The sequence below is a fragment of the Allobosea sp. 10N428 genome, assembly GCF_056394545.1.
On the sequence record NZ_JBFTIC010000001.1, the window covers coordinates 999564 to 1012789 of the forward strand.

General features: G+C 66.6%; 13 protein-coding genes. 5 read left to right on the forward strand and 8 right to left on the reverse strand.

Features of this window, described 5'->3' with window-relative positions; genetic code table 11:
• Positions 1-22: 22 nt before the first annotated feature.
• The 5 genes from AC1DDA_RS04620 to AC1DDA_RS04640 all read left to right on the forward strand — a co-directional run bounded on the left by AC1DDA_RS04620 (position 23) and on the right by AC1DDA_RS04640 (position 5037).
• Entirely contained in the window at positions 23-967 is a 945-nt protein-coding gene (locus AC1DDA_RS04620; RefSeq protein WP_476794822.1) for an ABC transporter permease, read from the forward strand.
• Positions 967-1848 (forward strand): ABC transporter permease, encoded by an 882-nt coding sequence (locus AC1DDA_RS04625; protein WP_476794823.1) that lies wholly within the window; start codon positions 967-969, stop codon positions 1846-1848. The genes AC1DDA_RS04620 and AC1DDA_RS04625 overlap by 1 nt, the downstream gene beginning before the upstream one ends.
• A gap of 17 nt (positions 1849-1865) precedes the next feature.
• Positions 1866-3665 carry a gamma-glutamyltransferase family protein gene (locus AC1DDA_RS04630; protein ID WP_476794824.1) on the forward strand — a complete coding sequence of 600 codons (1800 nt, stop codon included), beginning with the start codon at positions 1866-1868 and terminating at the stop codon, positions 3663-3665.
• Between the two features lie 12 nt (positions 3666-3677).
• Positions 3678-4409, forward strand: coding sequence for a DUF1028 domain-containing protein (locus AC1DDA_RS04635; protein WP_441511070.1), 732 nt, complete (start codon positions 3678-3680; stop codon positions 4407-4409).
• Between the two features lie 85 nt (positions 4410-4494).
• Entirely contained in the window at positions 4495-5037 is a 543-nt protein-coding gene (locus AC1DDA_RS04640; RefSeq protein ID WP_476794825.1) for a DUF2345 domain-containing protein, read from the forward strand.
• Between the two features lie 21 nt (positions 5038-5058).
• Here the strand turns inward: AC1DDA_RS04640 and AC1DDA_RS04645 are convergent, their stop codons facing one another.
• The 8 genes from AC1DDA_RS04645 to AC1DDA_RS04680 form a co-directional block, all read right to left on the reverse strand.
• A complete protein-coding gene (locus AC1DDA_RS04645; RefSeq protein WP_476794826.1) occupies positions 5059-6195 on the reverse strand; it encodes a D-TA family PLP-dependent enzyme in 1137 nt (378 codons plus the stop codon).
• Positions 6192-6650 carry a RidA family protein gene (locus AC1DDA_RS04650; protein WP_441511067.1) on the reverse strand — a complete coding sequence of 153 codons (459 nt, stop codon included), beginning with the start codon at positions 6648-6650 and terminating at the stop codon, positions 6192-6194. Before AC1DDA_RS04650 ends, AC1DDA_RS04645 begins: the two co-directional genes overlap by 4 nt.
• A 51-nt stretch (positions 6651-6701) precedes the next feature.
• Positions 6702-7184 carry a GNAT family N-acetyltransferase gene (locus AC1DDA_RS04655; protein ID WP_476794827.1) on the reverse strand — a complete coding sequence of 161 codons (483 nt, stop codon included), beginning with the start codon at positions 7182-7184 and terminating at the stop codon, positions 6702-6704.
• 147 nt (positions 7185-7331) lie between these two features.
• Positions 7332-8495, reverse strand: a complete 1164-nt coding sequence (locus AC1DDA_RS04660; protein ID WP_476794828.1) for an amidohydrolase/deacetylase family metallohydrolase — start codon at positions 8493-8495, stop codon at positions 7332-7334.
• Between the two features lie 18 nt (positions 8496-8513).
• The gene (locus tag AC1DDA_RS04665) at positions 8514-9449 is read right to left on the reverse strand and encodes an N-carbamoyl-D-amino-acid hydrolase (protein WP_476794829.1); all 936 of its coding nucleotides are present in this window, start codon (positions 9447-9449) and stop codon (positions 8514-8516) included.
• Positions 9450-9561: 112 nt separating this feature from the next.
• Positions 9562-10470: an ABC transporter permease gene (locus tag AC1DDA_RS04670; RefSeq protein WP_476794830.1), complete on the reverse strand. Its 909-nt coding sequence runs from the start codon at positions 10468-10470 to the stop codon at positions 9562-9564.
• Positions 10467-11408, reverse strand: coding sequence for an ABC transporter permease (locus AC1DDA_RS04675; protein WP_441511062.1), 942 nt, complete (start codon positions 11406-11408; stop codon positions 10467-10469). Before AC1DDA_RS04675 ends, AC1DDA_RS04670 begins: the two co-directional genes overlap by 4 nt.
• A 133-nt stretch (positions 11409-11541) precedes the next feature.
• Positions 11542-13137: an ABC transporter substrate-binding protein gene (locus tag AC1DDA_RS04680; RefSeq protein WP_441511061.1), complete on the reverse strand. Its 1596-nt coding sequence runs from the start codon at positions 13135-13137 to the stop codon at positions 11542-11544.
• Positions 13138-13226: the final 89 nt, after the last annotated feature.

The following is a 13226-nucleotide window of genomic DNA, read 5'->3' on the forward strand; positions in this document are numbered from 1 at the left end:
CTCATGCCGTGAGGAGTGGCCCATGGCCACGCTCATCGTTCGCCGCTTCTTCATCGCGATACCGACGTTGTTCCTGGTATCGCTCTTCGTCTTTGCCTTGCAGCGCGCGCTGCCGGGCGACCCCTTCCTCGTCATCGCAGGCGAGGAGCGCGACCCGGAGGTGATCGCGCGGCTGCGCGAGATCTACCGCATGGACGATCCCATCTTCGTCCAGTTCTTCGCCTGGCTCGGACAAGTGGTCCAGGGCGATTTCGGCCGCTCTTTGCGCACGGGCGAGCCGGTGCTCGGCCTGATCCTGCAGAAGCTGCCGGTGACGATCCAGCTCGCCACCGCCTCGATCCTCGTCGCAATCTCGATCGGCATCCCGATCGGGATCCTGGCGGCGCGGCGCAAGGGCACGATCGTCGACTACTCCGCCAGCGCAGTCGCGCTGTCAGGGCTGTCGATCCCGAATTTCTGGTTCGGGATCATGCTGATCCTGCTGGTTTCTGTGCACCTGAAATGGCTGCCGGCCTCGGGCTATGAATCGATCTTCGTCCATCCCTGGGAGGCGATCCAGCGGCTGATCATGCCCGCCTTCGTGCTCGGCAACGGGCTCGCGGCCTTTCTGATGCGCCATACCCGCTCGGCAATGCTGGAGGTGCTGCGCTCGGACTATGTCCGCACCGCCCGCGCCAAGGGGCTCGACGAGGATACGGTGGTGCATCGCCACGCGCTGCGCAACGCGCTGGTGCCGATCATCACGCTGACGACCCTGCTCTTCGGCGAGTTGCTGGCGGGCGCGGTGCTGACCGAACAGGTCTTCACCATCCCCGGCTTCGGCAAGCTCATCGTCGATGCCGTGTTCAACCGCGACTACGGCGTGGTGCAGGGCGTGGTGCTGTGCACGGCCATCGGCTTCATCCTGATGAACCTCTTGGCCGATATCCTCTACATCCTCGTCAATCCGCGCCTGAGGACCGGCTGATGGCATCGCTCGATTCCATTTCCGCCGCAGGCGCCGCGAGCGGTGTCACGGCGCGTCCGGGCGTGCTCGCCCGGCTCGTCCGCAACAAGTCTGCGCTGATCGGCGGCGGGCTCGTGCTGATCTTCGTGCTGATGGCGGTGTTCGCGCCGATCCTACCGCTGGCCGACCCGTTCAAGTCCAACTTCCTCGCCATCCGCAAGCCGCCCTCGGAGCTCTACTGGTTCGGCACCGACGAGTTGGGGCGCGATCAGGTCTCGCGGCTGTTCTTCGGCGCGCGGGCCTCGCTGCTCGCCGGCATCGTCTCGGTGCTGATCGCGGTGGCGGTCGGCCTGCCCTTCGGAATGTTGGCGGGCTGGTATGGCGGATGGACCGATATCGTGATCTCCCGCGTCACCGAGGCGCTTCTCGCCTGCCCCTTCCTGATCCTCGCCATCGCCTTCGCCGCGGTGCTCGGTCCGTCGCTGACCAATGCGATGATCGCGATCGGGCTTGCGGCCGTGCCGATCTTCATCCGGCTGGTGCGCGGCCAGGTGATGAGCGTGAAGATGGAGGATTTCGTCGAAGGCGCCCGCGCGGTCGGCGCACGGGACGCGAGGCTGATGTTCCGCCATGTGCTGCCCAACACCCTGTCCCCCATCGTGGTGCAGTCGACTTTGTTCATGGCGCAGGCGATCATCCTGGAAGCCGCCCTCTCCTTCCTCGGCCTCGGCCAGCAGCCGCCGTCGCCGTCCTGGGGTCAGATGCTCAACGTCGCCAAGAACTTCATGGAGCAGGCGCCGTGGATGTCGGTGGCGCCGGGCGTCTGCATCTTCCTCGCCGTGCTCGGCTTCAACCTCCTCGGCGACGGCCTGCGCGACGCGCTCGATCCAAAAGAAAACTAGGCTTCAAGGATACGCCCATGTTCACCACCCGGCCCGAAATCCTCGGCACTTTCGGTGTCGTCACCTCGACGCACTGGCTCGCCACCGCCTCCGGCATGGCGATGCTGGAGAAGGGCGGCAATGCCTTCGACGCCTGCGCCGCCGCCGCCTTCGTGCTGCAGGTGGTCGAGCCCCATCTCGTCGGCCCGGCTGGCGACATGCCGGCCGTGTTCTATTCGGCTGAAACCAAGAAGGTCGAGACGCTCTGTGCCCAGGGACCTGCCCCGCAGGCGGCGACAATCGCAGCCTACAAGGCGCTCGGCCTCGACCTGATCCCCGGTTCCGGTCTGCTCGCCACCGTGATCCCCGGCGCCTTCGGCGGCTGGATGACGCTGCTGCGCGACCATGGCCGGCTCAAGCTGCGCGAGGTTCTGGAGCCGGCCATCGGCTATTTCGAGAACGGGCATCCGATGCTGCCGCGCGTCTCGGATTCGATCCGGGAACTCACCGACCTCTTCACCAATGAATGGTCGAGCTCGGGAGCCGTCTATCTACCCGGCGGCAATGTGCCGGAAGCGCGCAAGCTCTTCGCCAACAAGGCGGCCGCCGCGACCTACAAGCGCATCCTGAGCGAGGCGGAGGCCGCAGGCTCCGACCGGCAGGAGCAGATCCAGGCGGCCTATGATTCCTGGTACAAGGGCTTCGTCGCGGAGGCGATGGACCGCTTCTGCCGCACCACCGAAGTCATGGATTCTTCGGGCCGCCGCAACAAGGGCCTGCTGACCGCACAGGACATGGCGAACTGGCAGCCGACCTACGAGACGCCGACCTCCGTGACCTATCACGACTGGGAAGTCTTCAAGATCGGCCCCTGGGGACAGGGTCCGGCCTTCCTGCAGACGCTGAAAATCCTTGAGGGCATCGACCTTGCCGGGATGGGGCCGGCGAGCCCCGAATTCGTGCACCATGTCGTCGAGGCGATGAAGCTCGCCTTCGCCGATCGCGAAGCCTATTACGGCGACCCGGATTTCGTGAAGGTCCCGCTCGATACCCTGCTATCGGCCGACTATGCCGCCGCGCGGCGCCGCCTGATCGGCGAGCGCGCCTCGCTGGAGCTGCGCCCCGGCATCGTGCCCGGTTACGAGGCGCAGGTCGCGCATGCGCTGAAGGCGCTCGGCGCGATCGCCCAGCCGGGCCAGGGCGGCGCCAGCGTCGGCGAGCCGACCATGGCCTCGATGGTCGCGGCCGGGCGCAAGGGCGACACCGTCCATATCGACGTCATCGACAAATGGGGCAACATGATCGCGGCGACGCCCTCCGGTGGCTGGCTGCAATCCTCGCCGGTCATCCCGGAACTCGGCTTCCCGCTCAACTCGCGCGCGCAGATGTTCTGGCTGGAAGAGGGCCTGCCCTCCTCGCTGGCGCCGGGCAAGCGTCCGCGCACGACGCTGACCCCGTCGATCGCCTTCGAGAAGGGGCAGCCCCGCCTTGCCTTCGGCACGCCGGGCGGCGACCAGCAGGAACAATGGCAGCTCGGCCTCTTCCTGCGCCGGGTCCATCACGGCCTCAACCTGCAGGAGGCGATCGACCTGCCGCTGTTCCACACGCAGCATTTCCCCTCATCCTTCTACCCGCGCAGCTCGCGGCCGGGCCACATGATGATCGAGGAGAGCATCGGTGCGGCCGCGCTCGCCGAGCTGGAGCGCCGCGGCCACGCCATCGAAAAGGCGCCGGCCTGGACCGTGGGGCGTCTCACTGCGGCGGAACGCAGCGCCGACGGGCTCTTGCGCGCTGCAGCAACGCCGCGTCTGATGCAGGCCTACGCCGCCGGCCGCTGAGGAACTAGCCGCATGACCTGGTCCATCGTCGCGCGCGACGTCGCCACCGGCGCCTATGGCGTCGCCGTCTCGACCTGTGCCTTCGCCGTCGGATCACGCGTGCCCTATGGCGGCGGCCGGATCGGCGCCATCGCGACGCAGGCCTTCGTCAATCCGCTCTATGGCGTCGACGGCCTGAGACTGCTGCAGGAGGGCCGTTCGGCGCTGGAGATCGTCGCGACGCTGACTGCGGCCGATGAAGGCCGCGCCCATCGCCAGCTCCACGTCATCGACCGCGACGGCAGGATCGCAGCTCATACGGGCGCGGCCTGTATCGACTGGTGCGGGGCGGTGGACGGGCCGCAGGTCTCGGTCGCCGGCAACATGCTGGCCGGACCGGAGGTCGTGCAGGAGACGCTGAAGGCCTATATCGCCGCCTCGGCGCTCGATTTCGACGAGCGCCTGCTGGTTGCTCTCGAAGCCGGCGAGAAGGCCGGCGGCGACAAGCGCGGCCGGCAATCCGCCGCGATCCGCATCTGGAACGGCGAGCCGGTGCCGAGCTTCGACATCCGCGTCGACGACCATGCCGACCCGCTGGCGGAGCTGCGCCGGCTCTGGCGCGTCGCGCACCAGCGCTACGTGCCGTTCCAGCAGGCGGCGCCCTCGCGCAGCCGGCCGGCGGGCGTCACCGACCGAGCCGAGCTCGACAGGCTATGCGAGGACTATGCCGCCAACTGGAACGCGCGGCACCCGGAAGGCCGATAACCGAGCCGGCGCTTCCGCGACGCGAGCCCGGCATGCTAACCTGACGCTTCGTCACCTCGCCCTTGCCGATGGACAGGAGGCTGCGATGGCCGATGCGGATGTCGATAGCCTTCAGCGGCGCGTCGCAGCGCTCGAGGCCCAGATCGCTCTTCTGACGCAGGCGATCTCGGTCGACAGAGCCGGCAACATGACCATCAGCGCCGCGAGCCGGCTGACGCTTCTGAGCGGCGGCCCTTGCGCGATCCAGGCAGGCAGCACGCTCGCTCTCTCCGTCGGGGGCAGTATGAGCCTCGCCGTCGCCGGACGGCTTCAGATCGCCGGAGGGCAAGGGATTTCTCTCGATACCCGCTACTGCACTCTGAACGCGACGGTGAATTTCGAGATCGCCAGCGCGAAGACGCTGACGATCAAAGCCGAGCGGGAAATGAACGTCGCTGCGGGCAAGACCCTCACGGCAACGAGTGCAGATGCGGCGCTCCTGAGAAGCGGCGATGCCCGGCTGAACCTGAAGAAGGACGGGACCGCCGAGCTGCACGGCCGCGACATCACGATCCAGGCCAGCGGACGCTTCACGGCAAAAGCGTCCTCCGACATGGTCCTGAAGGGGTCGCGGCTTCTACAGAACTGACAATCCCGACGCCAGCCTGCCTTACGTCAGCTTGCCGCGCGCCGCGACCGGCAGCTCGCCGATCAGCTTGTCGCCGCGCACCGTAATCAGTCGGTCGACCATGTTGACGACGACGCAGACATGGTTCGGCACGATGCGCACGACTTCGCCAACCACGGGCCGCTCGTTCGAGCCGGACAGGTCGAGGAAGCCATGCTCTTCGGCGAATTGCGCGATCCGCGCCCGCGGATATTCGAGGATGTAGCCGTGCCCGTCGAGATTGCCCTTGTCGCTCGTCAGCGTCTTCGAGCCTGAATCGAGAATGCCGCGCTCCGGCGCCGCCCGGCTCACCACCGAGGCGTAGACCGTCAGCGCGCAATCTTCGAGCGTAGCGACGCCGGCCGCGATCTGCATGCGGTCGTTGAAGATCGAGGTGCCCGAGCGATGCTCGGTCGCGCCCTTGAGCTTGCCCATGTTGGGGATGTTGGGCGAGCCGCCGGTCGAGATGATATCGGCCTTGAGGCCGGCATCGCGCAGCCCGGCATTGGCGGTGTCGAGGAAGATTTGCGTCCGCTCCCAGCCATCTTCCGGCGGGTACATCAGGAAGCCGGCGAAGCGCAGGCCCGGCGAGGCGTCGATCATCTTGGCGAGTTCGACTGCCTCCCAGGGCGTCTCGACGCCGGCGCGCTTGCGGCCGGTGTCGCATTCCACGACGACTTCGAGGTCGCGACCGGCGATCTCGGCAGCGCGCGGCAGGCCGGAGATCGTGACCGGGTTATCGGCGGCCACGATCATCCGGACGCGACGCTGCAACGCCCCGAGGCGGCCCAGCTTCTCCTCGCCGAGGATGTTGTAGCTGATCATGATGTCGTCGAGGCCGCCATCGGCCATGACCTCGGCCTCGCCGAGCTTCTGGCAGGTGATGCCGCGGGCGCCGGCCTCGATCTGAAGCCGCGCCAGCTCAGGCGATTTATGCGTCTTGATGTGCGGGCGGTTGGCGACGCCGGCTGCGTCGCAGGCGGCCTGGAGCCGGGCGATGTTGGCATCGACCTTGTCGAGGTCAACAACCACGGCCGGGGTGCCGTAGACGCGCGCGATCTCGGCCGCGAGCGGGGTGGCCGCCGGCTGATCGACGGCCGGCGAGGTGGTGGCGGTCACGCTGGTCGAAGCGGCAGTCATGGCAGCACCTTGATGATGACTTCGATCTCGACGGTCATGTTGTTCGGCAGCGACCCCATGCCAACGGCGGAGCGGGCATGGCGGCCGCGATCGCCGAGCACTGCGACGAACAGGTCCGAGCAGCCATTGATGACTTTGGGCTGGTCGGCGAAATCGGGGGCGCCGTTGACCATGCCGAGGAGCTTGACCACCTCGACCTTGTCGAGCGAACCCGTCGCCTTCTTCATCGCCGCGAGCAGGCCGAGGCCGGTCTGCTTGGCATGCTCATAGGCTTCCTCGATCGTGACGTCCTTGCCGACCTTGCCGGTCGGATAGGTGCCGTCGGCCCGCTTCGGCCCCTGGCCGGAGAGATAGACGATGTCGCCGACCTGCTTGAAGCTGACATAGGTGGCGACCGGCGTCGGCACCTCCGGCAGCGTCAACCCCAGTTCCTTCAGCCTGTCCTCGGCGCTCATGGCATTCCTCTCTTCGATTGTCGCCGACGTCTGTCGCGCCGGCGTGTTCTATCAATTCTGCAAATCGCGGCGCATGTAGCGGGCCGCATCGTCATAGCTCGCAAGCTTGCGGGCAAGGGCGGGGTCATGCACCTCGCGAAAGCCCTGTCGCCGCCAAAAGCCGGTCGAGCCGTTCACGGCGACGAGCGCAAGGCTGGCGAAGCCGGCTCGCATCGCGTGCTGCGCGATCTCGGCGACGATCTGGCCCGCCGCGCCGCCGCCCCTGCCCTCCGGCAAAAGCGCGAGGTCGTGGATATACCAGTTCCGCGTGCCGGGGGGGATCGCGCCGAGCATTGAATTCAGCGCCGGCACCGCGCCAACCGGCCAGGGATGGCTGACGAGGTAGCCTCGAAGCGCCCCATCATCGGCCGCCAGGACATGGCAGCCCTCAGGCGCCAGACGCAGCCGCTCGGCGAAGACCGGCTCATCCTCAGGGTAGCCCGGATGCACAATGGCGGCGATCGCCATCACCGCCGGAAGATCGGCCGGCGCCATAAGGCGCCAGCCCCCTTCTCGCGCGTCATGCTCGGGCTTGACCCGAGCATCTCCTGCCGAGGGAAGCTCCTGCGCGTCAACGTCCCGAGATTCTCGGGTCCGCGCTTCGCTTCGCCCGAGAACGACGCCGCGAGTCCGGCGCGGCAATTAAGCCGCGACCTTCGGGAACTTGCTCGTCCGCTTCGGGTGCCACCACTTGCCCTTGAGCACGACGCCCTCGGAGACGATCTTGCGGTCGCCCGCCAGGTGCTCGCCGACCACGTCCACGTAGTCGAACTTGCCTTCCTTGACGGTGAGGATCGTCGCGTCGCCGAGCGAGCCGACCTTGAGCGAGCCGTATTCCGTGCGCTTCAGCGCCATGGCGGCGTTCACGGTCGAGGCGGCGATGACGTTGTTCAGGCTCATGCCCATGCAGAGGAATTTCGACATGGTGGTGACCTGATCATAGGCCGGGCCGTCGATGCAGAGCTTGTGCACGTCGGACGAGATCACGTCCGGCTCGAAGCCGTTGGCGAGCATGGCGCGGGTGGTCTTGAAGGAGAACGAGCCCTTGCCGTGGCCGATATCGAAGATGACGCCGCGCTTGCGGGCGGCGAGCACCTCCGGCTTCACCGTGCCCTGCGCGGTCGAGGGAGCGTTCGGGAAGGGGCGGAAGGCGTGGGTCAGCACGTCGCCCGGCCTGAGCATGCCGATGACTTCCTCATAGGACGGCGGCGGATGATCGATGTGGCACATCAGCGGCATGCCGACCTCGTTGGCCACCTGCAGCGCGATGTTGAGCGGCACGGTGCCGGAGGTGCCGGAGGCGTGGAGGCCGACGCGGACCTTGATGCCGACGATATAGTCGCGGTTCTTGTCGGCGACCTCGGCGCAGTCGATCGGGTTCATCAGGCGCAGATCGCCGCTCTCGCCGACCATGACGCGATGGTCGAAGCCGTAGATGCCGGCATGCGAGACGTGGAGATAGGCGAGGATGCGCGCCTGGCTCGGCTCGATGACGTGCTTGCGGAAGCCGGCCCAGTTGCCGGGACCGGCCGAGCCGGTATCGACCGAGGTCGTCACGCCGGAGACGCGGCAGAACTCGTCGGCGTCGATGCCCAGCGAGGTGCCGCCCCAGTAGACATGGGTATGCAGGTCGATCAGGCCCGGCGAGACGATGTAGCCGGAGACGTCGCGGATTTCCTTGGCGCCCTTCAAGTCCTTGCCGAAGCCGGACACCTTTCCGTCCGTGAAGGCGACGTCGAGAATGCCGTCGTGCTTCTGCGACGGATCGATGACGCGGCCGCCCTTCAGGATGAGATCGTGAGTCATTTTAGTCCTCTGGAGTGATCAAACCGGGGAGACGGCGCCTTTGCGCTCAACGATCAGGCCGTAGGCCTGGGGCTCGCGATGCCTGGCGAAATTGAAGGTCGAGGCCTTATAGCTCTTTCCAAGTTCCATGTCGCAACGGGCGACGACGAGTTCGTCGCCTTCGGTCACGGCCTGCGCCACGACCTCGCCGGTCGGAGCAATGATGCAGGAACCGCCGATCTGGTCGACGCCGGCCTCAAGCCCCGCCTTGGCGACGCCGACGACCCAGCTCGCGTTCTGGTAAGCGCCCGCCTGCATCACGAGCTGATTGTGGAAATTGCCGAGCCGGTCATGGTTCGGCGCCGGCGGGTTGTGCTTGGGCGTGTTGTAGCCGAGCACGATCAGCTCGACGTCCTGCAGGCCCATCGAGCGATAGCTCTCCGGCCAGCGGCGGTCGTTGCAGATCATCATGCCGATATTCGCGTCCATCGTCCGCCAGACCGGCCAGCCGAGCTCGCCGGTCTCGAAATAGCGCTTCTCGAGATTCTGGAACGGCGCTTCGGGACGATGCTCGGGATGGCCGGGTAGATGGATCTTGCGGTACTTGCCGACGATCGAGCCCGACTTGTCGACGAGGATCGCGGTGTTGAAGCGGCGCTTGCGGCCTTCCTCGAAGGCAAGCTCGCAATAGCCGAGGTGGAAGCCGATGCCGAGGCGCTTGCTCTCCTCGAACAGCGCGGCAGTCTCGTTCGAAGGCATCGCGCTTTCGAAATAGCCGTCGATCTCGGCTTCGTCGTCGATCCACCAATGCGGGAAGAAGGCCGTGAGCGCCGCTTCCGGATAGACGACAAGGTCGGCGCCGTGCGCCTTGGCCTGACGCATCAGCTCGACCATGCGAGCCACGGCCGAAGCCCGGCTTTCATCGCGCTGGATGGGGCCGAGCTGGGCGGCGGCGACGGTCAGGATGCGGGTCACGTCATAGGCTCCGGATGAAGATCACCCTGCGGACAAGGCTTTCAAGCACTGAGCCGGCGCGTCAAGCGCCGGCAATGCGGGGCGTGGGTTGTCCCAGTTGCGGGGCTGGTCCTCAGAGGGACTTCGCGAGGCGCGGATCGAGCGAGTCGCGCAGGCCGTCACCGAGCATGTTCACTGCGAGAACGGTGAGGGAGAGGAACACCGCGGGGAACAGGATGATATGCGGCCTGACCTGCCAGAGCGCCCTGCCCTCGGCCATGATATTGCCCCAGGACGGCGTCGCCGGCGGCACGCCCGCGCCGATGAAGGACAGGATGGCTTCGACGATCATGGCGCTGGCGCAGATATAGGTCGCCTGGACGCTCATCGGCGCGAAGGTGTTCGGCAGGATGTGTCTGATGATGATGCGCGGCACGCGCGCCCCATTGGCCACCGCAGCCTCGACATAGGGCTGTTCGCGCAGCGACAGCACCACGCCGCGCACGAGGCGCGCCACGCGTGGAATCTCGGCGACGGTGATGGCGATGATGACGTTGCCGACGGAGCCCCGGGTCAGCGCCATCAGGGCGATGGCGAGCAGGATCGGCGGGATCGACATCATGCCGTCGATGACGCGCATGATGATGCCGTCGGTCCAGCGCACGAAGCCGGCGAAGAGGCCGATGGTGAGCCCGACGACCGACGACAGGATCGCCACGCTGAAGCCGACGAGCAGCGAGACACGCGCGCCATAGATCACGCGCGAATAGATGTCGCGCCCGAGCATGTCGGTGCCGAACCAGTAGAGTTCGGAGGGCATGCGCGTGCGCCGGCTCGGCGAGATGGCGGTCGGGTCGACCGTGCCGAGCAGCGGCGCGAAGATGCCGATGAGCGCCATCAGGACGAGCAGGCCGCCGCCGATCGCCACGGAAGGGTGCCGGCGCAGATACCGACGAAAGCGGGCCGAGCGGCTGAGCGCAGCCTTGACCGGCTCAGCGGGAACAGCGACGGCCGGGGCCGGGATGGAGGATTGAGCGGTCAATAGCGGATCCTCGGGTCGACGAGGGTATAGGTCAGGTCGATCAGCAGGTTCACGAGCACGTAGACCAGGCTGAACATCAGCACGACGCCCTGGATGACCGGGTAGTCACGCCGCAGGATGGCATCGACGGTGAGCCGGCCGAGGCCGGGGATGGCAAAGACGCTCTCGGTGACGACGGCTCCGCCGATCAGCAGCGCGATGCCGATGCCGATGATGGTGACGATCGGCACCGCCGCATTCTTCAGCGAATGCAGGAAGAGCACGTCCTTCTGCGACACGCCCTTGGCCTGGGCGGTGCGGACATAGTCCTGCTGCAGCACCTCGAGCATGGTGGCGCGGGTGATGCGGGCGATCAGCGCGATATAGACGAGGCCGAGGGTGATCGAGGGCAGGATAAGGTTCCGGAGCCAGGGCCATAAGCCCTGCGAGATCGGCGTATAGCCCTGCACCGGCAGCCAATCGAGCTTCAGCGCGAAGAAATAGGCGAGCAGATAGCCGACGACGAAGACCGGCACGGAGAAGCCGAGTACGGCGAAGCCCATCGCGGCCTTGTCGATCCAGCTCCCGGCCTTCCAGGCGGCGATGACGCCCATCGGAACGGCGATGACGACGGCGAAGATCAGCGTCAGCACCATCAGCGAGACGGTGGGCTCGATGCGCTGGGAAATGAGCTGCGTCACCGGCAGGTTGGTGAAGATCGAGGTGCCGAGGTCGCCCTGGATCACGCGGAAGGACCATTCGGCGAAGCGGACCAGATAGGGACGGTCCAACCCCAGGCTGGCGCGGATGCGCTCGACATCGGCTGGGGAAGCCTGGTCACCGGCGATGATGGCCGCGGGATCACCCGGCGCGATATAGAGCAGCGAAAAGACGAACAACGCCACGAAGGCCATCACGGGGATGGTCGTAATGATGCGTCTGACGACGAAAGCAAACATAAAGCCGTGGAACCTCGTTCACGTCGAACCTGGGAACCGCGGCCCGGTCTTCTTCCGGGTCGGGGCGAGGCGAAGTGTCGGAGCCCGGCCGGCCCCGAAAGGCGGAGCGGCCAGGCCGCCCCGCGAAGAGAGGTCAGGCCTTGGCGACGTCCCAGAAGAACGGCAGCGGGCCGCTGACGACGCCCGAGACGTTCTTCCGCCAGGCCTGATAGCCGAGGTAGAAGCCGGTCGGCGCGTAGACGACGTTCTCGACCGCCGCCTTGTTGAGCTTGGCCATCGCCGCCTTCTCGCCGGCCAAATCCTTGGCGTTGAACCAGTTGGTCACCTCGGTCTCGACCGCGGGGACGTCGGGCCAGCCGAACCAGGCCTTCTCGCCATTGGCGCGGATCGCGGTGTAGGCGGCCGGATTGATGCAGTCGGCGCCGGCATGCCAGGTATGGAACATGCTCCAGCCGCCCTGCCCCGGCGGGGTCTTCTGGGCGCGGCGCGAACCGACCGTGCCCCAGTCGGTGGCGACGAAATCGACGTTCATGCCGATGCTCTTGAGCAGCTCGGCCGTGACGTCGCCCATCGACTTGGTGGCGGCCATGTCCTGCGCGACGATGCAGACCACCGGCTCGCCCTTGTAGCCGGACTCGGCGAGGAGCTTCTTGGCCTCGGCGACATTGCGCTTCTTCAGGATGTCGCCGCCCTCTTCCGTGTAGAGCGGCGTGCCGGGGGTGAAGAAGCCCGGCAGCGGCTTCCAGAGCTTGTCGTCGTCGCCGACGACGGCACGCATGTAGTCTTCCTGGTTCAGCGCCGTCAGCACGGCCTGACGCACCTTCACATTGTTGAAGGGCGGGAAGAGGTGGTTCATGCGGAAGGCGCCGATATTGCCGAGCGGATCGCCGATATCAACGTTGATGTCCTTGTGGGCCTTGAGCACCGGCACGAGGTCGGCGAGCGGCGTTTCCCACCAGTCGATCTCACCGTTCTGAAGCGCGGCGGCCGCCGTCGCCGCGTCCGGCATGATCACCCATTCGACCCGGTCGACAAGGATGTTCTTGCCGCCGGCGAGCCAATCCGCCTTCTCGGAGCGCGGCTTGTAGTCCGCGAATTTCTCGAACACCGCCTTGGCGCCGGGAACCCAGTCGCTGCGCAGGAACTTCATCGGGCCGGAGCCGACATATTCCGTGATCTGGGTGAACGGGTCGGTCTTGGCGATGCGCTCCGGCATGACGAAAGAACAGGGCGCGTTGTTCTTGGCGAGCGCCAGCAGCATCTTCGGGAAGGGCTGCTTCAGCGACCATTTCCAGGTCAGCTCGTCGACGGGCACAAGCTCCACCTGAATGGCGCGGATCATCAGGCCCATCGGATCGCGCGCCGACCAGCGCACCAGACTCGCGACCACGTCCTTGGAGGTCACCGGGGTGCCGTCATGGAACTTCAGCCCGGAGCGCAGCTTGAAGGTCCAGGTCAGGCCGTCGGAGGAGACCTCCTCGGCCTCGACCATCTGGCGCTGCGGCTGGAACTTGGAATCGATGCCGTAGAGCGTGTCCCACACCAGCGCGGCGGCGTTGCGGACGACGTATTGTGTCCCCCAGATCGGGTCGAAGTTCGCGAGATTGGCCTGCGGCACGAAGCGCAGGGTCTTGGTCGCACCCTGTGCCAGCGCCGGCATCGCCAGCCCGCCCGTTGCCGCGGCCATGCCGGCGCCAGTCGCGGATTTCAGAAACGTCCTGCGATCCATCATGTTCTCCCCTGAAGCGGCGCCTCTGATCGGGCTGCCTTGCCGTAAGTCTGAGCAGAAAAATCCTGCCTGACAACACGCAGCGGTCC